A 17,356-nucleotide genomic window follows, 5' to 3' on the forward strand; every position below is an offset into this window, starting at 1 on the left:
CATCAAGGTGGGCGAGGAAATCGAGATCGTGGGTCTGCGCCCGACGCAGAAGACGGTCGTCACGGGCGTGGAGATGTTCCGCAAGCTGCTGGACGAGGGCCGCGCGGGCGACAACATCGGCGCGCTGGTGCGCGGCCTGAAGCGTGAGGACCTGGAGCGTGGCCAGGTGCTGGCCAAGCCGGGCTCCATCACCCCGCACACCAAGTTCAAGGCTCAGATCTACGTGCTCACGAAGGAGGAGGGTGGCCGTCACACCCCGTTCTTCAAGGGCTACCGCCCGCAGTTCTACTTCCGCACCACGGACGTGACGGGCACGGTGAAGCTGCCCGACAACGTGGAGATGGTGATGCCCGGCGACAACATCGCCATCGAGGTGGAGCTGATCACCCCTGTGGCCATGGAGAAGGAGCTGCGCTTCGCCGTTCGCGAGGGTGGCCGTACCGTGGGCGCCGGCGTCGTGGCCGAGATCATCGCGTAGTTCCGTCGTTTTCTCCGCTTCCCCGGGCTTTTGTTCAGAAAAGTTCGGAGAAGTCGGAATAAGGTTGCATCCACCAGGGGCCGGTGGTACAAGCCGCGCCCCTTCGTTCGAAGAAATGGCTCTGTGACATCCAGGGGACGTTGGTCGTAGCGCCTCCCGAAGGCAGAGGCCGTTTAAAGAGGTTTTTGCGAATGGCGACACAGAAGATCCGCATCCGGCTGAAGGCGTACGACTCCAAGCTCCTGGATCAGAGCGCTGGCGAGATCGTGGAGACGGCTCGGCGCACGGGCGCCAAGGTGGCCGGTCCGATCCCCCTGCCCACGCGCATCAACAAGTTCACGGTTCTGCGCTCGCCGCACGTGGACAAGAAGAGCCGCGAGCAGTTCGAGATCCGTACTCACAAGCGCCTGCTCGATATCCTCGAGCCGACCCAGCAGACGCTGGACGCGCTGATGAAGCTGGATCTCTCGGCCGGCGTTGACGTGGAGATCAAGTCCTGAGGAAGCGGGGCTGAGCCCTCGCGGTTCCACTCCGTTCCCCAGAGGAAAGAGCCATGGCGAAGTTCGACGTAGTCGACTTGGATTTGAAGAAGGTGTCGGAGCTTGAGCTCTCCGACGATGTTTTCGGTGCCGAGCCGAACGCGAACCTCTTTTATGAGGTCGCGAAGATGCAGCAGATCAACCGGCGCCGGGGTACGGTGGGTGTGAAGAACACCTCGCTGGTGAGCGGCGGTGGCAAGAAGCCCTGGAAGCAGAAGGGCACTGGCCGCGCTCGTCAGGGTTCCATCCGCGCCTCCCACTGGGTGGGCGGCGGTAAGGCGATGGCCCCGAAGCAGCGGGACTACTTCTACCGTCCCCCGAAGAAGGTCCGTCGCGGTGCGCTCAAGGCGGCTCTGTCGCTGCGCGCCCGGGAGAAGACGCTCATCATCGTGAGCGACTTCAGCCTGTCGGCTCCCAAGAGCAAGCAGGCCTTCGAGGCTCTGACCAAGCGCCTGAAGCTGTCCGGCGCGCTGGTCATCGACGCCAAGGACAACACCAACCTGCACCGCAGCGTGCGCAACCTGGCGAAGTTCGACGTTCTGCCCCCCGAGGGTCTGAACCTCGAGTCCGTGCTCCGCCACAAGCACCTGGTGCTCACTTCCGCGGCCGCGAAGGCCATCGAGGGGGCGCTCTCGTGAATATCAACGACGTCATCAAGGGACCGCTCATCACCGAGAAGCTGGACGCGGCCCGCGAGAAGTTCCGGCAGTACTCGTTCATCGTCGACAAGAAGGCCAGCAAGTACGACGTGGCCAACGCCGTCGAGAAGCTCTTCAAGGTGAGCGTCGAGGGTGTGCGGACCAACATCGTGCGCGGCAAGACGAAGCGCGTGGGTCGCTCGATTGGCAAGCGGCCGAACTTCAAGAAGGCGGTCGTGACCCTGAAGGAAGGGGACAAGATCGAGCTCTTCGAGGGAGGCGCGGTCTAGCGCACTGCGCTGACCGTCGTTGAGGAACCACCATGGGCATCAAGAAGTACAAGCCGACCTCCGCCGCCCGTCGTCTGATGACCGCGTCTGACTTCGCGGACATCACCAAGGGCAAGCCGGAGAAGAAGCTCACCGAGTCCCTGTCGAAGTCCGGCGGCCGTAACGTCCACGGCCACATCACCCGCCGCCACCAGGGCGGTGGTCACAAGCGCCGCTACCGCGTCATCGACTTCAAGCGTCGGGACAAGGACGGCGTGCCGGCCAAGGTCGCCGCGGTCGAGTACGACCCCAACCGCTCCGCCAACATCGCCCTCCTGCACTACGCGGATGGCGAGAAGCGCTACATCCTCGCCCCGGTCGACCTCAAGGTCGGTGACACCGTCATGGCGGGTGAGGGCGCGGACATCCGTCCGGGCAACAGCCTCCCGCTGATCAACATCCCGATCGGTACCATCATCCACAACGTGGAGCTGAAGCCGGGCCGTGGCGCCCAGATCATCCGCTCCGCCGGTTCCTCCGGCCAGTTGATGGCCAAGGAGGGCCGCTACGCCCAGGTTCGTCTGCCCTCGGGCGCCGTGCGCATGGTCCTCATCGAGTGCCGTGCGACCGTGGGCCAAGTGGGCAACCTGGAGCACGAGATCATCCGCATCGGCAAGGCCGGCCGCAGCCGCTGGCTGGGCATCCGGCCCACCGTCCGCGGTCTGGCGATGAACCCCGTCGACCACCCGCACGGTGGTGGTGAGGGTAAGTCCGGCCAGGGTAATCCGCATCCGGTGTCGCCGTGGGGCCAGAAGACCAAGGGTCTCAGCACGCGCACCAACAAGCGTACTGACAAGTTCATCGTGAGCGTCCGCCGTCCGGGCGCGCGCAGCCAGTAGTCGAGGGTTCACACAATGGCGCGTTCGATCAAGAAGGGTCCGTTCGTCGATGGTTTCCTCGTGAAGAAGATCGAGGACATGATCAAGACGAACAAGAAGAGTGTTGTGAAGACGTGGTCCCGGCGTTCCACCATCCTGCCGGAGTTCGTGGGCCACACCTTCGCGGTGCACAACGGCCGCAAGTTCATCCCCGTCTTCGTGACCGAGAACATGGTGGGCCACAAGCTCGGCGAGTTCGCCCCGACGCGTACGTTCGGCGGCCACTCGGCGGAGAAGAAGGTCGCCAAGGGCAAGTAGCCGGCCCCGCTGACCAGCGGCGTCCGCCAGAGGAGATGACATGGAGTCGAAGGCACATCTGAGGTTCCTGCGCATGTCGCCCCGGAAGGTTTCCACGGTGGCGGCACTCGTCCGGGGCAAGCCGGTGGGGCAGGCCCTGAACATCCTGCGCTTCACCAGCCGCGCTGCGGCCGTTCCCGTGGCCAAGCTCATCAAGAGCGCCGTGGCCAACGCCACCGACCTGTCCAAGGGCCAGGTCGATGTGGACCGGCTGATCGTGAAGACGATCTCGGTGGATCAGGGTCCGACCCAGCGCCGCTATATGCCGCGCGCCATGGGCCGCGCCACGCGCATCAACAAGAAGACCAGCCACATTCACGTGGTGCTGGAGGAGGCGGCCAAGAAGTAAGGCCGCCCCCTGGCGCCCCACGCAACCGATTCGAAGGAGAAGCACGTTGGGCCAGAAAGTCCATCCCATTGGGTTCCGCCTCGGGGTCATCAAGACCTGGGACTCCAAGTGGTTCGAGCACAAGAACTACGCGCAGTGGCTGCATGAAGACATCCGCATCCGCGAGTTCGTGAAGAAGTCGCTCGCCCACGCGGGTGTCTCCAAGGTGGAGATCGAGCGCGCGGCGAACAAGGTGAAGGTCAACGTGCACACCGCGCGCCCGGGCATCGTCATCGGCAAGCGCGGTGCCGGCATCGAGACGGTGAAGAAGGACCTCCAGCAGTTCACCAAGAACGAGGTCTTCCTCAACATCGTCGAGGTCCGCAAGGCCGAGACGGACGCGCAGCTGGTGGCCGAGAACATCGCCACCCAGCTCGAGCGCCGTATCGCCTTCCGCCGCGCCATGAAGAAGGCGCTGCAGACGGCGATGAAGTTCGGCGCCAAGGGCATCCGCGTCTCCTGCTCCGGCCGTCTCGGCGGCGCGGAGATGGCCCGCTACGAGTGGTACCGCGAGGGCCGCGTGCCCCTGCATACCCTCCGCGCGGACATCGACTACGGTTTCGCCGAGGCCAAGACGACCTACGGCAAGATCGGTTGCAAGGTCTGGATCTGCCGCGGCGAGGTGCTCCCCACCAAGGGTGGCCAGGCCGCGCCGGCCGCCAACCGCTAACTCTTCCCCGGGAGCCGCTCCGTGAGGGGCGGCTCGCTCGGGCCTGAAGGACACCGACGATGCTTCAGCCTGCTCGTACGAAATACCGCAAGATGCACAAGGGCCGCACGCCCGGCCAGGCCCACCGCGGCAGCGATCTCACCTTCGGTGAGTACGGCCTGATGTCCCTGCAGCCGGGGTGGATCACCTCGCGGCAGATCGAGGCGGCCCGTATCGCGATGACGCGCCACATCAAGCGTGGCGGCAAGATCTGGATCCGCGTGTTCCCGGACAAGCCGATCACCAAGAAGCCCGCCGAGACCCGCATGGGTACCGGTAAGGGTGGTGTGGAGTTCTACGTGGCGGTGGTCAAGCCCGGCCGCATCCTCTACGAGATGGAGGGTATGACGCCCGAGGTTGCCACGGCCGCCATGAAGCTGGCCCAGGCGAAGCTGCCCGTGCTGACGAAGATCGTCAGCCGCAGCGAGCTGGCCCTCTAGTTTTCTGCCTCCGGGCGGCCCACCTGGTGTAGAGGGGCCGCCCGCTGGCTTGAAGGAGATTTGAAGATGGCGACTGCGAAGGAACTCAAGGAGCTCTCGGCGGACGACCTGCAGCGGCGCGCGGCCGAGCTGCGCGAGACGCTGTTCCAGGATCAGCTCAAGCGGGCCACCGGCTCGCTCGACAACCCGTCCGAGCGCACCCAGCACAAGCGCGACCTGGCGCGCATCCTGACCGTCCTGGGGGAGAAGTCCCGGGCGGAGAAGAAGGCTTAGGAGCTTTTCTCATGGCTGAAGCGACTCAATCCACCTCTGCCAAGATCTCCACCCGCGGCCGTCCCAAGACCCGCGTGGGGATCGTGACCTCCAACAAGATGCAGAAGACGGTGGTCGTCACCGTCTCGCGCCGCGCGTCTCACCCGAAGTACGGGAAGATCATGAGCATGCGCGAGAAGTACAAGGCGCACGTCGAGGATCACGACTATCCGGCCAAGATCACCATCAACGAGGGTGACCGGGTGCGGATCGCCGAGACCCGTCCTGCTTCCAAGGACAAGCGCTGGCGCGTGGTCGAGGTGTTGGAGAAGAGCAAGAACGTCTGAGCCGTCCGAGCTCGCGCAGCCCACAGGCGCGCGAGGCCGTGGCTCGAGCCGCGCGGTGCCCGTCCTCACCGGATGGGCCTGCCGTAGCTGAGATAGGAGATTCCAGATGATTCAGATGACGAGCGTGCTCGACGTGGCCGACAACTCGGGCGCCAAGAAGGTGTTCTGCATCAAGGTGCTCGGTGGCTCGAAGCGCAAGTACGCGTCCATCGGCGATGTGATCGTCGTGTCGGTGCGCGAGGCGCTGCCGAACTCCAAGGTGAAGAAGGGTGACGTGGCCAAGGCGGTCATCGTGCGCACCGCGCGCGAGGTGGGCCGTCCGGATGGCAGCTACATCAAGTTCGATGGCAACTCCGCCGTCCTCATCAACAAGGACATGGAGCCCATCGGGACGCGCATCTTCGGGCCGGTGGCCCGCGAGCTCCGCGCCCGCAAGTTCATGAAGATCATCTCGCTCGCTCCCGAGGTCCTCTAGTAGGGCATCAGGCGGTCCGCGAGGAGGGAGAGGAACCATGGAGAAGCTCAAGGTTGGAGACACCGTCCAGGTCATCGCCGGCGCCGAGCGCTCGGAGAAGACCCCGGCGACCAAGCGTGGCAAGGTGCTGAAGATCGACCGGGAGGCCCAGCGCGTGACCGTCGAGGGCCTGCGCCTGGTCAAGCGCCACCTCCGCAAGACGCCCCAGCAGCCCGAGGGCGGCATCGTGGAGAAGCCGGGCACCATCCAGATCTCGGACGTGCAGGTGGTTTGCGCCAAGTGCGACAAGCCCACCCGCGTCGGTGTCCGGGTTGATGGGGACAAGAAGAAGCGGTTCTGCAAGAACTGCGACGCCCTGATTGACTAGGGGTGCCGGTTCGGGCATGTATGCGCGCCCTTTGCCCTACCTCGGGTGAGGGGAGGGCGGGCGAGCATACCCGGGGCCCCGAAGGACCCGTGGGGGCTCCGGTGTTTCCAGTTTCCACGCAGCACTGATCGGCGCGCTGGGTCCACGGCGGCGCTCCGAAGCAGAGGACAAGACGATGGCTGAAGAGAAGAAGGACGCGGCGAAGAAGGAAAAGAAGGGCCGCAAGAAGGAAGAAGTCAAGAAGGCCGGTTTCGCGGCGAACATCGAGGAGGGTCTGAAGGTTGGCCCCGCGCGTCTCAAGGTGCGCTTCCGCAAGGAGGGCATCCCGGCGCTCATGAAGGACCTGGCGCTCAAGAACCCGATGCAGGTTCCCCGCCTCGAGAAGATCGTCGTCAACATGGGTCTGGGCGAGGCGCTCGCCAACAACAAGATCCTTGAGTCCGCCGTGGACCAGCTGGGTGCCATCACCGGCCAGAAGCCCGTGGTGACCCGCGCCCGCAAGTCCATCGCGAACTTCAAGCTGCGCCAGGGCCAGGCCATCGGCTGCGCCGTCACGCTGCGCGGCGACCGCATGTACGAGTTCCTGGACCGCCTCATCACCGTGGCGCTGCCGCGCGTGCGTGACTTCAAGGGCGTGTCCCCCAAGGCGTTCGACGGGAAGGGCAACTACACGCTCGGCGTCCGCGAGCAGATCATCTTCCCGGAAATCAACTACGACCAGATCGAGAAGGTGAAGGGGCTCAACATCAGCTTCGTCACCACCGCCGCGAACGATGAGCAGGGGCTGGCGCTGATGCGTCACTTCGGCATGCCGTTCCGCACGTAACGAGGATTCGCATCCATGGCCAAGCTCTCGAAGATCGCCCAGGCGAAGCGCAAGCCGAAGTTCTCCGTCCGCGCGTACAACCGCTGCCCGCTCTGCGGCCGGCCCCGCGCGTTCCTGCGGAAGTTCAACATGTGCCGTATCTGCTTCCGGCACCGCGCGCTCCGCGGCGAGATCACCGGCGTCACCAAGTCGTCCTGGTAGTCGGACGCGGGCTTCCGGACCTCGAGCAGGGGTCCGGGTGCCTGGTCCGCCCCTGAAGGGCGGGCCGAAGCAGTGAAATGCATGGCAGCCGTGGCGAACCCCCGGGATGGGCCCGGCAGGCGCGGCGGTTGCGAGCGCGGACGCGGTGAAGCCGCTCCGCACGGAAGGTACTTTCATGTCGGTTGTCAACGATCCCATTGGCGACATGCTGACCCGCCTGCGCAACGGCTCGCGCGCGCGTCACGACAAGGTCGTCATGCCCCACTCGAACCTCAAGGTCGAGATCATCAAGGTTCTCAAGTCCGAGGGCTTCATCGGGGACTACACGATCCACGAGCGCGCCCCGCAGAACGAGATCTCGGTCCAGCTGAAGTACGGCCCGGATCGCTCCCCGGCCATCACCGGCATTCGCCGCGTGTCCAAGCCCGGCCTGCGCCGTTACGTCAACGTGCGTGAGATTCCGCAGGTTCTCGGCGGCCTGGGCATCTCCATCCTCTCCACCTCGAAGGGCGTGATGGTGGACTCCGAGGCTCGCAAGCAGAAGGTCGGCGGCGAGCTGCTCTGCACCGTCTACTAGCCAGCCCCCCGGGTGCCGCGGCTCACCGCCGCGACCTGGACTGACTGCACTGAGGAAATCATGAGTCGGATTGGAAAGCTTCCGGTCAAGCTGGCGGACAAGACGAAGGCCACTGTGTCGGGCCGCCAGGTCAGTTTTGAAGGCCCCAAGGGCAAGATGGTCGTTCAGCTTCCCGCCAAGGGCGTGAAGGTGACGGTCGCGGGCGGTGAGGTCCGGGTGGAGCGCGAGGATGAGTCGCGCGAGGCCCGCAGCCTGCACGGCCTGACGCGCACGCTGCTGGCCAACGCGGCCAAGGGCGTGTCCACGGGCTTCGAGCGCCGCCTGGACATCCGCGGCGTCGGTTTCCGCGCCGAGGTCAAGGGCAAGACGATCAACATGTCGCTGGGCTACTCGCACCCGGTGGTGTTCAACCTGCCCGAGGGCGTGACGGCCGAGGTCGACAAGGCCGCGCGCACCGAGGACGGTCTGCCCACCCTCGGTCTGACGCTCCGGTCCGCGGACAAGGAGGCCCTCGGGGCCGCCGCCGTGAAGATCCGCGCGCTGCGCCCGCCCGAGCCGTACAAGGGCAAGGGCATCAAGTACTCGACCGAGAAGATCCGTCGCAAGGAAGGCAAGACGGGCACCGCCTAGTCGGAGTGAACACCCAACCGCGCGGCGCCACCTGGTGCCGCGCAATCATCCGGCGGTGGAAGTCCCCATCACCGCCGGACGGAGAAGGAATCATCCATGTCGAAGAAACTCGATCCGCGCCTCAAGAGGAAGGACCGCATCCGCCGGAAGCTCTCGGGTACCACCGAGCGCCCGCGTCTGTCGGTCTACAAGAGCCTCAAGCACATCTACGCCCAGGTGGTGGACGACACCACGGGCCGCACCCTGGCGTTCGCCTCGTCGCTCTCCAAGGAGCTCAAGGGCAATACCGAGGGCGACAAGAAGGCCGAGGCCAAGCGCGTGGGCGCCCTGATCGCCCAGAAGTGCAAGGCGGCCAATGTCGACGCGGTGGTGTTCGATCGCAACGGCTTCCCCTACCATGGCCGTATCGCCGCCGTGGCCGATGCCGCGCGTGAGGGCGGGCTGAAGTTCTAGAAACCTTTCGAATAAGGAAGTTCCCAAGTGGCAACTCCGATCAATCCAAACGATCTCGACCTCACCGACCGCGTGGTGAATATCAACCGCGTCGCCAAGGTGGTGAAGGGCGGCCGGCGGTTCTCGTTCGCCGCGCTGGTGGTGGTGGGCGATGGTGCCGGCCACGTCGGCATCGGCCTGGGCAAGGCCAACGAGGTCCCCGAGGCCATCCGCAAGGGTGGCGAGAACGCGAAGAAGAACCTGTTCCGCGTTCCGCTGCAGGGCCACACCATTCCGCACGAGGTGCTCGGGCACTTCGGCGCGGGCTGGGTGCTCCTGAAGCCGGCCGGTGAGGGTACGGGCGTCATCGCCGGTGGTGCGGTGCGCGCGGTTCTCGAGGCGGCGGGTATCCGCAACATCCTGACCAAGAGCCAGGGCTCGCGGAATCCCCACAACGTGCTGAAGGCCACGGTGGCCGGTCTGAAGACGCTGCGTTCGCCGGAGCAGGTGTCGCGCCTGCGCGGCAAGGACGTGGGTCCCCAGAAGTCCGAAGAGGCGAGGGGTTAAATCATGGCGCTCAAGGTCAAGCTGACGAAGAGCTTCGCGGGTTCGTCCGTGGACCAGCTCGCGACCATCCGGAGCCTCGGGCTGAAGAAGTTCGGCGACGAGCGGCTCCTCCAGGACACGCCGGCGATTCGCGGCATGGTGAACAAGGTGCGTCACCTGGTGACGTCCGAGACGGTGCAGGGCGACGCCCCGAAGACGACCCGTCGCAAGCCCCGGCACATCCGGGAGCGCGACGCCGCGCGCGCCAGCCAGGCCTCCAAGGCCTAGGAAGAGGGTTCAGACAATGACTACGCTCAACAACCTGAAGCGCCCGGCGAACTCGTGGCACCGCAAGAAGCGGGTGGGCCGCGGCCAGGGTAGCGGTCTGGGCAAGACGGCCGGCCGCGGTGGCAAGGGCCAGAAGGCCCGTTCCGGCAACATGCGGTTCGAGGGCTTCGAGGGCGGTCAGAGCCCGCTGCAGCGCCGGCTGCCGAAGTTCGGCTTCATCTCCCCCAACCGCACCATCTACGCGGTGGTGAACCTGGCGGACCTCGAGGCGTTCGACGCGGGCGCCACGGTGGACGAGGCGGCGCTGAAGGCGCGTGGCCTGGTGAAGGGCCGCTACGACGGCGTGAAGGTGCTCGGCAACGGCACCCTCACCAAGAAGCTGACCGTCCGGGCGCACAAGCTCTCGGCCACGGCTCGCGAGGCGGTCGAGAAGGCGGGCGGTTCCGTCGACGAGCTGCCGCTCGTGGCCCACAAGCCCGAGTCCGCCGCGAAGGCCCACAGCGGTAAGGGTGTCAAGAAGGCCAAGTCGTGAGGGTAGGGCGCATCACACTCCTAGTGGTGCGCGCCGCTCTATCCGTGTAGGATTCCGCGCCCCTGTCCGAATTCGGATGGGGGCGCTGTTGTTCTCGCTGAAACCTTTTTGGGGGATGGTTCCCACGTGGCTCTGAACGCCTTCGCCAACGTCTTCCGCATCGCGGAGCTGCGCAGCCGGCTCATCTATACGCTGGGGCTGCTCGCGGTGTACCGCATCGGTATCTTCATCAACACGCCCGGCGTCGACCGAGCGGCGATGAACGCGTTCATGGACGCTCAGCGCCAGTCGGGCGGCCTGTTCTCGCTCTTCAACCTCTTCTCTGGCGGCGCCCTGGACCAGATGTCCATCTTCGGTCTGGGCATCATGCCGTACGTGTCCTCCTCCATCATCATCCAGCTGCTGGCGGTGGTGGTGCCCAGCCTGGAGCGTCTCCAGAAGGAGGGGGCGGGTGGACGGCAGAAGATCAACCAGTATACCCGCTACGGCACGATCCTCCTGTCCGTCATCCAGGGCATCGGCATCTCGCGCTGGCTGGCCTCGCTCGGCCGCTCCGACGCGGGACAGAACGGCTTCAACCAGATTGTCGTCCCCAACGACAACGCCTGGTTCACCTTCATGACCGTCATCTCCCTGACGGCGGGCACCGCGTTCATCATGTGGCTGGGTGAGCGCATCACCGAGCGCGGCATCGGCAACGGTATCTCCATCATCATCTTCGCGGGCATCGTGGCCGGTCTGCTGCCCAGCGGTAAGACGCTGCTGGACATGATCTCCCAGGAGATCATCAGCGTGGCCGCCGTGGGCGCCCTCCTGGCGTTCATGGTGCTGGTGGTGGGCGTGGTCTGCTACGTCGAGCGCGGCATGCGGCGCATCCCCGTGCAGTACGCCAAGCGGATGGCCGGGCGGCGGATGTTCGCGGGCCAGGCCACCTACTTCCCGATGAAGGTCAACACCGCGGGCGTGATTCCGCCGATCTTCGCCGGCGCGCTGCTGTCCTTCCCGGCCACCCTGGGCACCTGGTTCCCGGCGCTGCAGACGGTGCAGCGCAGCATCGAGGGCAGCCCCTGGGTGTACAACGGCATCTTCGTGCTGCTCATCATCTTCTTCTCGTTCTTCTACACGGCGCTGACCTTCCGGCCGGACGACGTGGCGGACAACATCAAGAAGCAGGGCGGCTACATCCCGGGCATCCGTCCGGGCCGTCAGACGGCGGACTTCATCGAGGGCGTGCTCAACCGCATCACCTTCGGTGGCGCGCTCTACCTGGCCGCCATCTGCGTGATTCCGTCCATCATCAGCAACGTGCTGGGCGTGCGCTTCACCTTCGGCGGCACCGCCCTGCTCATCGTCGTGGGCGTGGCGCTGGACACGGTGCAGCAGATCGAGGGTCACCTCATCAGCCGCAACTACGAGGGCTTCGCCGGTCCTCGCGGCCCGCGCATCCGCGGCCGGGTCCGCGTGGCGGCCTAGTCGAGTCAGTAGTTTCCCTGGCGCTCCTCCCCCCTCACCCCGGGGAGGAGCGCCTCGTCGTTGCAGGGGTGTGTTGAGCATCCTTCCTGACGAGCTGAGAGGAATCGAATGAACCTCATCCTGTTTGGCCCGCCCTTCGTGGGGAAGGGGACCCAGGCGAAGAATCTGTACGCGGAGTTCAAGCTTCCGCAGATCTCCACGGGCGACATCCTCCGCAAGGCGGTCCGCGAGGGCACCGAGCTGGGCAAGCTGGCCGGTCCGCTGATGGCCGCCGGTGCCTACGTGCCCGACGAGATCGTCATCGGCATCGTGGAGGAGCGCCTCAAGGAGCCGGACTGCGCCCATGGTTTCGTCCTGGACGGCTTCCCGCGCACCCCTCCCCAGGCCGAGGCGCTCGAGCGCATGCTCGCCCGGCTGGGCAAGAAGCTCGACGCCGTGGTGTCCCTCAAGGTGCCCCACGAGAAGCTCATCGAGCGTGGCTCGGGCCGGCGCTCGTGCCCCACCTGCGGCTCCGTCTACCACGTCTACCAGAACCCCCCGAAGCGGGCGGGCTACTGCGACAAGGACGGCACCGGCCTGGTGCAGCGCGATGACGACAAGGCGGACGTCATCGAGAAGCGCCTGAAGAAGTACGACGCGGAGACCGCGGCCCTGGAGCCGTTCTACGCGCAGCGCGGCCTGCTCAAGACGATCGACGGTGTCGGCTCGCCCGAGGGCGTGTACGCCGACATCAAGAAGGCCCTGGGCAGGGGCTGAGCAGGCGGGCAGGGGCAGCCGTGGGCCAGGTCGCGATCAAGAGCCGGGAGGAGATCGCCCTCATGCGCGAAGCCGGGCGCATCGTGAGCGAGATCCTGGACGAACTCGAGAAGGCCGTGGCCCCGGGTGTCACCACCTGGGACCTGGATGCCCTGTCCGAGAAGCTCATCTACCAGAAGGGCGCCAGGCCAGCCTTCAAGGGCTACCATGGCTTCCCGGCCTGCCTGTGCGCCTCCGTCAACGACGAGGTGGTACACGGCATCCCCTCCAAGCGGCGCAAGCTGCGGGAGGGGGACCTGATGAAGCTGGACTTCGGGGTCGTCTACCGGGGCTTCTTCGGGGACTCGGCCCGGACGGTGCCGGTGGGGACGGTGAGCTCCGAGGCCCAGACCCTGGTCAACACCACCCGGGAAGCCCTCCACAAGGGCATCCAGGCCATGGTGCCCGGCAACCGGCTCGGCGACATCGGCCATGCCGTCCAGCGCCACGTGGAGGCCCGGGGCTTCTCCGTGGTCCGGCTCTTCAGCGGCCATGGCATCGGCCGCCGCCTCCACGAGGAGCCGGATGTGCCCAACCACGGCCAGCCAGGCAGTGGCCTGAAGCTTCGTCCAGGAATGGTCCTCGCGCTCGAGCCCATGGTGAACCAGGGCACGGATGAGGTGATGGTCCTCGAGGATCAGTGGACAGCCGTGACGCGCGACAGCAAGCTTTCCGCTCACTTCGAGCACACCGTGCTCATCACCGAAGGAGGGCCGGAAGTCCTCACCCGGCACAGGGCCGGGTAGGCGAGCGGAATATGATGTGGTATACAGGGGTTCGTAGAAATTCGGTTTTACCGCGCGAGGATGCTTGCCACTTCTGGACCAAAGTGTTATCCCGCCGCGCTTCCAGAGTTCCGGTGGTCCGCGAGAGGGTTATCTGATTGCCGAAGGATGATTCCATCGAAGTCGAGGGGACCGTGATGGAGCCCCTCCCGAACGCGATGTTCCGTGTGGTGCTGGACAATGGCCACAAGGTGCTCGCGCATATCTCGGGCAAGATGCGGATGCACTTCATCCGAATCCTCCCGGGCGACAAGGTCAAGGTCGAGCTGTCCCCGTACGATCTGTCCCGGGGCCGGATCACCTACCGGGCGAAGTAGCAAGGGCTCGGTTCCGCGGAATGGCGGACCGGCCCTCGAGGCTTTTCTTTTCTAAAGCGAAGGAAGGGAAGTACCGCCATGAAGGTTCGGGCGTCCGTCAAGAAGATCTGCGACAAGTGCAAGGTTGTCCGCCGCAAGGGCATCGTGCGCGTCATCTGCGCCTCCAACCCGCGGCACAAGCAGCGCCAGGGCTAGGCCCCTCAGGGACCGAGCTCCAGACCAACTCACCAGAAGGAACGACTCAAGATGGCTCGTATCGCCGGCATCGACCTCCCGCCCAACAAGCGCGCGGTGATCTCGCTCCAGTACATCTACGGGATCGGCAACAAGTCCGCCCACGACATCATCACCGCGGCGGGAATCGACCTCGCCACCCGGACCAAGGACCTGACCGAGGAGCAGACTCGCAAGATCCGCGAGATCCTCGAGGCGACCTACAAGGTCGAGGGTGACCTCCGTCGCGAGGTGACCATGAACATCAAGCGGCTGATGGACCTGGGTTGCTACCGGGGTCTGCGTCACCGCAAGGGTCTGCCGGTCCGTGGTCAGCGGACGCACACCAACGCGCGTACCCGCAAGGGCCCGAAGCGCGGCATCGTGCGCGCCAAGCCGGCGACGGCCGCTCGCTAGTTCTTCCACCTGCGCCGGCCCCCTGAGGCGCCGGCGTCGATCACCTACCTCACGGAGCAACGAGTTCCATGGCTGAAGAGACCAACGCGCCTGCGGCCCCGGCCGCTGCGGCCCCCGCGACGGGCGACACCGCCGCCGCTGCGCGCAAGAAGGGCAAGAAGGGCAAGAAGAGCATCCTCAATGGCGTGGTCCACATCCAGTCCACGTTCAACAACACCATCATCACGATCACGGACGTGTCCGGGAACGTGATCTCCTGGTCCTCCGCTGGCGCCCGCGGCTTCCGCGGCAGCCGCAAGTCGACGCCGTTCGCCGCCCAGGTGGCCGCCGGTGACGCCGCGGCCAAGGCCATGGAGCACGGCTTGAAGAACGTGACGGTGCTGGTGAAGGGTCCTGGCGCGGGCCGTGAGTCCGCCCTGCGTGCGCTCGCCGCCGCCGGCCTGAAGATCGCGCTCATCCGCGACGTGACGCCCATCCCGCACAACGGCTGCCGTCAGCCCAAGCGCCGCCGCGTCTAGTTCCATCCCGGGCCGCTCTCCTGAAGGGGAGCGGTCCAGACCACCTCTACACGGAGAAGCATCGTGGCCCGTTATACCGCCTCCGCCTGCCGTATCTGCCGGCGTGAGAACCTGAAGATGTATCTGAAGGGTGACCGCTGCTACACGGACAAGTGTGCCATCGAGCGGCGTCCCTATCCCCCCGGTCAGCACGGCCAGGGCCGCGTGAAGTTCTCCGGCTACGGCGTGCAGCTGCGCGAGAAGCAGAAGGTCAAGCGCATGTACGGCCTGCTGGAGAGCCAGTTCCGCGGCTACTACCACCGCGCCTCCGCCGCCAAGGGCAAGACCGGTGAGAACCTCCTGCAGCAGCTGGAGCTCCGCCTGGACAACGTGGTGTTCCGCATGGGCTTCGCGGACACCCGCGCCGAGGCCCGCCAGCTGGTGCGTCACGGCCACTTCACGATCAACGGCAAGCGGGTCAACATCCCGTCCTTCGCCGTGAAGCCGGGCACCACCATCGAGGTGGCCGAGAAGAGCCGGAAGATCCTCCGCATCTCCGAGGCGCTGGAGACGGTGGATCGCCGCGGCGTGCCGCAGTGGATCGACCTGGACAAGAAGGGCTTCAAGGCCACGGTGCGCACCGCGCCGAACCGCGAGGACCTGACCATGCCGATCCAGGAGCAGCTGATCGTCGAGCTGTACTCGAAGTAATCGGCCTGGCTCGCCTCTCCCGGGCGAGACCTACCGCTGGAGCTGTCGTACGCGCCCTGGCCTCACCGCCGGGGCGTCGTGCTTCTACCGCAGGCCCCTCCGTGCAGCCCCGGGGCCGGCCGTTATTCAAAGCAACCCCGCGTGGCCATCCTCCCACCACCCCGGTGGGTAAGTCGGTGGTGGCGCACGTTCCCAGGAGCAGAAGACCATGGCTGACTCTTTCCTCGCGAAGAACTGGCGTGACCTCATCAAGCCCCGCCGGCTCGAGGTCGATCAGGACTCCCTCACCCCTACCTACGCCAAGTTCGTGGCCGAGCCGCTCGAGCGCGGTTTTGGCACCACGCTGGGCAACTCGCTGCGCCGCGTCCTGCTGTCGTCCCTGCAGGGTGCCGCCATCACCACGGTGAAGATCGAGGGCGTGGACCACGAGTTCACCACCATCTCCGAGGTGGCGGAGGACGTCACGGACATCGTGCTGAACCTGAAGGAGGTCCTCCTCCGGATGCACACGAATGAGCCGAAGACGATCCGCATCGAGGCCGAGGGCCCCAAGGAGATCAAGGCCGGTGACATCATCACCGACCAGGACGTGGAGATCCTCAACCCGGGTCACCACATCTGCACCGTCTCCGAGGGTGGCAAGGTCCGCATGGAGCTGACGTGCCGCCGCGGCCGCGGCTACGTGCCGGCCATGGCCAACAAGGTGGCGGGCTCGCCCATTGGCACCATCCCCATCGACTCGCTGTTCTCGCCCATCCGCAAGGTGAACTACCAGGTGACCAACGCCCGCGTCGGCCAGGTCACCGACTACGACAAGCTCGCCCTCGAGGTGTGGACGGACGGCTCCGTCACGCCCCAGGACGCCGTCGCCTACGCGGCCAAGATCATCAAGGAGCAGCTCACCGTCTTCGTCAACTTCGACGAGACCGAGGAGCCCGTGGCGGTCGAGGCCCCGAAGGAGGAGGCCAAGCTCAACGAGAACCTCTTCCGCTCGGTGGACGAGTTGGAGCTCTCCGTGCGCTCGGCCAACTGCCTGCAGCAGGCCAACATCAAGACCATCGGCGACCTGGTGCAGCGCACCGAGGCCGAGATGCTCAAGACCAAGAACTTCGGCCGCAAGTCCTTGAAGGAGATCAAGGAGATCCTCGCGGAGATGGGCCTGTCGCTCGGCATGAAGCTGGAGAACTGGCCCCCGAAGACCCCGCCCGCGCCCGCTCCGGGTGCGGCTGCTGCTGCTGCGGCCGCCGCCGCGGCGACGGCGGGTGGCGTGGTGCCCCCCGGCGCTCCCAAGGCCTAGTAGACTCCCGCAGCACCTCGTCCCTCGGGGCGGCATGGCCGCATACCCCGAGGGAGGAGGGGGCCCTCCCAGGCCCAACACAGCAACGGTGGAGCCCGTGCCGGTTCCATCCTTCCCACCCGGTACCTCGTACGGCCGGAGTGGTGGGCCCCGAAAGGGCCCGAGGTCAGCACCATGCGTCACAAGGTAGGCCAGAGGAAGCTCCACCGCACCACGAGCCACCGGCTCGCGATGCTCCACAACATGGTCACCTCGCTGCTCGAGCACGAGGCCATCCGCACCACGCTGCCCAAGGCCAAGGAGGCCCGGGCGATCGCCGAGCGCATCATCACCCTCGGCAAGCGCGGTGGCCTGGCCAACGTGCGCCTCGCGGAGCGGACGGTTCGCAACCGCGTCATCCTCCAGAAGGTGTTCAGCGAGTACAAGGACCGTTACGCCAACCGCCCGGGCGGGTACACCCGCATCGTGCGCCTCGGATTCCGTCGCGGTGACGGCGCCGAGATGGCCCTGCTGGAGCTGGTGGATCGTCCCGCCAAGGCCGCTCCGGTCGACACCGAGGCTGGCGCCACGGAGACCAAGGCGGAGTAGTCGGCCGTCTCAAAGGCAGTGCACGGGAGCGTCCTTCCCTCCGGGGAAGGGCGCTCTCGCGCTTTCGGGAGTCCGCTGTGCGGGGAAGGGAAGG

General features: G+C 66.1%; 31 protein-coding genes. All 31 read left to right on the plus strand.

Annotation, left to right across the window (positions count from 1 at the left end):
• Positions 1-478, plus strand: a 478-nt coding sequence (locus AC16DP_RS39080) for an EF-Tu C-terminal domain-related protein (protein WP_483956958.1), incomplete at its 5' end; no start/stop codon positions are given.
• 191 nt (positions 479-669) lie between these two features.
• Entirely contained in the window at positions 670-978 is a 309-nt protein-coding gene (gene rpsJ / locus AC16DP_RS39085) for a 30S ribosomal protein S10 (protein WP_002625389.1), read from the plus strand.
• A 53-nt stretch (positions 979-1,031) separates the two neighbouring features.
• Complete coding sequence (gene rplD, locus AC16DP_RS39090) at positions 1,032-1,655, plus strand: 50S ribosomal protein L4 (protein WP_329729763.1); 624 nt, start codon at positions 1,032-1,034, stop codon at positions 1,653-1,655.
• The gene (locus AC16DP_RS39095; protein WP_043408997.1) at positions 1,652-1,945 is read left to right on the plus strand and encodes a 50S ribosomal protein L23; all 294 of its coding nucleotides are present in this window, start codon (positions 1,652-1,654) and stop codon (positions 1,943-1,945) included. The genes rplD and AC16DP_RS39095 overlap by 4 nt, the downstream gene beginning before the upstream one ends.
• A gap of 32 nt (positions 1,946-1,977) precedes the next feature.
• Positions 1,978-2,823, plus strand: coding sequence for a 50S ribosomal protein L2 (gene rplB, locus AC16DP_RS39100; RefSeq protein ID WP_043409000.1), 846 nt, complete (start codon positions 1,978-1,980; stop codon positions 2,821-2,823).
• A gap of 15 nt (positions 2,824-2,838) precedes the next feature.
• Positions 2,839-3,120 (plus strand): 30S ribosomal protein S19, encoded by a 282-nt coding sequence (rpsS, locus tag AC16DP_RS39105; protein WP_267537797.1) that lies wholly within the window; start codon positions 2,839-2,841, stop codon positions 3,118-3,120.
• A gap of 40 nt (positions 3,121-3,160) precedes the next feature.
• Positions 3,161-3,508, plus strand: a complete 348-nt coding sequence (gene rplV / locus AC16DP_RS39110; RefSeq protein ID WP_329729762.1) for a 50S ribosomal protein L22 — start codon at positions 3,161-3,163, stop codon at positions 3,506-3,508.
• A 46-nt stretch (positions 3,509-3,554) separates the two neighbouring features.
• Positions 3,555-4,217: a 30S ribosomal protein S3 gene (rpsC, locus tag AC16DP_RS39115; RefSeq protein WP_043409008.1), complete on the plus strand. Its 663-nt coding sequence runs from the start codon at positions 3,555-3,557 to the stop codon at positions 4,215-4,217.
• A gap of 59 nt (positions 4,218-4,276) precedes the next feature.
• A complete protein-coding gene (gene rplP, locus AC16DP_RS39120) occupies positions 4,277-4,696 on the plus strand; it encodes a 50S ribosomal protein L16 (RefSeq protein WP_329729761.1) in 420 nt (139 codons plus the stop codon).
• A 66-nt stretch (positions 4,697-4,762) separates the two neighbouring features.
• Positions 4,763-4,969, plus strand: a complete 207-nt coding sequence (gene rpmC / locus AC16DP_RS39125) for a 50S ribosomal protein L29 (protein ID WP_329729760.1) — start codon at positions 4,763-4,765, stop codon at positions 4,967-4,969.
• 11 nt (positions 4,970-4,980) lie between these two features.
• Positions 4,981-5,295, plus strand: a complete 315-nt coding sequence (gene rpsQ / locus AC16DP_RS39130; RefSeq protein WP_043409017.1) for a 30S ribosomal protein S17 — start codon at positions 4,981-4,983, stop codon at positions 5,293-5,295.
• Positions 5,296-5,401: 106 nt separating this feature from the next.
• Positions 5,402-5,770, plus strand: coding sequence for a 50S ribosomal protein L14 (gene rplN / locus AC16DP_RS39135; protein WP_043409019.1), 369 nt, complete (start codon positions 5,402-5,404; stop codon positions 5,768-5,770).
• Positions 5,771-5,807: 37 nt separating this feature from the next.
• On the plus strand, positions 5,808-6,137 hold the full coding sequence (gene rplX / locus AC16DP_RS39140; RefSeq protein WP_043409021.1) for a 50S ribosomal protein L24: 330 nt from the start codon (positions 5,808-5,810) through the stop codon (positions 6,135-6,137).
• Positions 6,138-6,312: 175 nt separating this feature from the next.
• Positions 6,313-6,963, plus strand: a complete 651-nt coding sequence (rplE, locus tag AC16DP_RS39145) for a 50S ribosomal protein L5 (protein ID WP_329729759.1) — start codon at positions 6,313-6,315, stop codon at positions 6,961-6,963.
• Positions 6,964-6,978: 15 nt separating this feature from the next.
• The gene (locus tag AC16DP_RS39150) at positions 6,979-7,164 is read left to right on the plus strand and encodes a type Z 30S ribosomal protein S14 (RefSeq protein ID WP_043409024.1); all 186 of its coding nucleotides are present in this window, start codon (positions 6,979-6,981) and stop codon (positions 7,162-7,164) included.
• 175 nt (positions 7,165-7,339) lie between these two features.
• Positions 7,340-7,741 carry a 30S ribosomal protein S8 gene (rpsH, locus tag AC16DP_RS39155; protein ID WP_329729758.1) on the plus strand — a complete coding sequence of 134 codons (402 nt, stop codon included), beginning with the start codon at positions 7,340-7,342 and terminating at the stop codon, positions 7,739-7,741.
• A gap of 60 nt (positions 7,742-7,801) precedes the next feature.
• Positions 7,802-8,371: a 50S ribosomal protein L6 gene (gene rplF / locus AC16DP_RS39160; RefSeq protein ID WP_047857266.1), complete on the plus strand. Its 570-nt coding sequence runs from the start codon at positions 7,802-7,804 to the stop codon at positions 8,369-8,371.
• Between the two features lie 96 nt (positions 8,372-8,467).
• Positions 8,468-8,824, plus strand: coding sequence for a 50S ribosomal protein L18 (gene rplR / locus AC16DP_RS39165; RefSeq protein WP_043409034.1), 357 nt, complete (start codon positions 8,468-8,470; stop codon positions 8,822-8,824).
• Between the two features lie 27 nt (positions 8,825-8,851).
• Complete coding sequence (gene rpsE / locus AC16DP_RS39170; RefSeq protein WP_043409036.1) at positions 8,852-9,370, plus strand: 30S ribosomal protein S5; 519 nt, start codon at positions 8,852-8,854, stop codon at positions 9,368-9,370.
• Positions 9,371-9,373: 3 nt separating this feature from the next.
• On the plus strand, positions 9,374-9,637 hold the full coding sequence (rpmD, locus tag AC16DP_RS39175; RefSeq protein WP_329729757.1) for a 50S ribosomal protein L30: 264 nt from the start codon (positions 9,374-9,376) through the stop codon (positions 9,635-9,637).
• Positions 9,638-9,653: 16 nt separating this feature from the next.
• A complete protein-coding gene (rplO, locus tag AC16DP_RS39180) occupies positions 9,654-10,169 on the plus strand; it encodes a 50S ribosomal protein L15 (RefSeq protein ID WP_329729756.1) in 516 nt (171 codons plus the stop codon).
• A gap of 126 nt (positions 10,170-10,295) precedes the next feature.
• On the plus strand, positions 10,296-11,642 hold the full coding sequence (gene secY / locus AC16DP_RS39185) for a preprotein translocase subunit SecY (protein WP_329729755.1): 1,347 nt from the start codon (positions 10,296-10,298) through the stop codon (positions 11,640-11,642).
• Positions 11,643-11,750: 108 nt separating this feature from the next.
• A complete protein-coding gene (locus AC16DP_RS39190) occupies positions 11,751-12,398 on the plus strand; it encodes an adenylate kinase (RefSeq protein WP_329729754.1) in 648 nt (215 codons plus the stop codon).
• Between the two features lie 20 nt (positions 12,399-12,418).
• Positions 12,419-13,183, plus strand: a complete 765-nt coding sequence (gene map, locus AC16DP_RS39195) for a type I methionyl aminopeptidase (protein ID WP_329729753.1) — start codon at positions 12,419-12,421, stop codon at positions 13,181-13,183.
• Positions 13,184-13,320: 137 nt separating this feature from the next.
• Positions 13,321-13,539, plus strand: a complete 219-nt coding sequence (infA, locus tag AC16DP_RS39200; RefSeq protein ID WP_043409051.1) for a translation initiation factor IF-1 — start codon at positions 13,321-13,323, stop codon at positions 13,537-13,539.
• A 78-nt stretch (positions 13,540-13,617) separates the two neighbouring features.
• Entirely contained in the window at positions 13,618-13,734 is a 117-nt protein-coding gene (rpmJ, locus tag AC16DP_RS39205) for a 50S ribosomal protein L36 (RefSeq protein WP_002633586.1), read from the plus strand.
• A 51-nt stretch (positions 13,735-13,785) separates the two neighbouring features.
• Positions 13,786-14,169 carry a 30S ribosomal protein S13 gene (gene rpsM / locus AC16DP_RS39210; RefSeq protein ID WP_047857270.1) on the plus strand — a complete coding sequence of 128 codons (384 nt, stop codon included), beginning with the start codon at positions 13,786-13,788 and terminating at the stop codon, positions 14,167-14,169.
• Between the two features lie 68 nt (positions 14,170-14,237).
• Entirely contained in the window at positions 14,238-14,687 is a 450-nt protein-coding gene (rpsK, locus tag AC16DP_RS39215; RefSeq protein WP_267537784.1) for a 30S ribosomal protein S11, read from the plus strand.
• Positions 14,688-14,750: 63 nt separating this feature from the next.
• Positions 14,751-15,377: a 30S ribosomal protein S4 gene (gene rpsD / locus AC16DP_RS39220; RefSeq protein WP_329729752.1), complete on the plus strand. Its 627-nt coding sequence runs from the start codon at positions 14,751-14,753 to the stop codon at positions 15,375-15,377.
• A 208-nt stretch (positions 15,378-15,585) separates the two neighbouring features.
• Positions 15,586-16,674, plus strand: coding sequence for a DNA-directed RNA polymerase subunit alpha (locus AC16DP_RS39225; RefSeq protein WP_329729751.1), 1,089 nt, complete (start codon positions 15,586-15,588; stop codon positions 16,672-16,674).
• Between the two features lie 174 nt (positions 16,675-16,848).
• Positions 16,849-17,262 carry a 50S ribosomal protein L17 gene (gene rplQ / locus AC16DP_RS39230; protein WP_329729750.1) on the plus strand — a complete coding sequence of 138 codons (414 nt, stop codon included), beginning with the start codon at positions 16,849-16,851 and terminating at the stop codon, positions 17,260-17,262.
• Positions 17,263-17,356: the final 94 nt, after the last annotated feature.

It is taken from the genome of Archangium sp., from assembly GCF_057119385.1.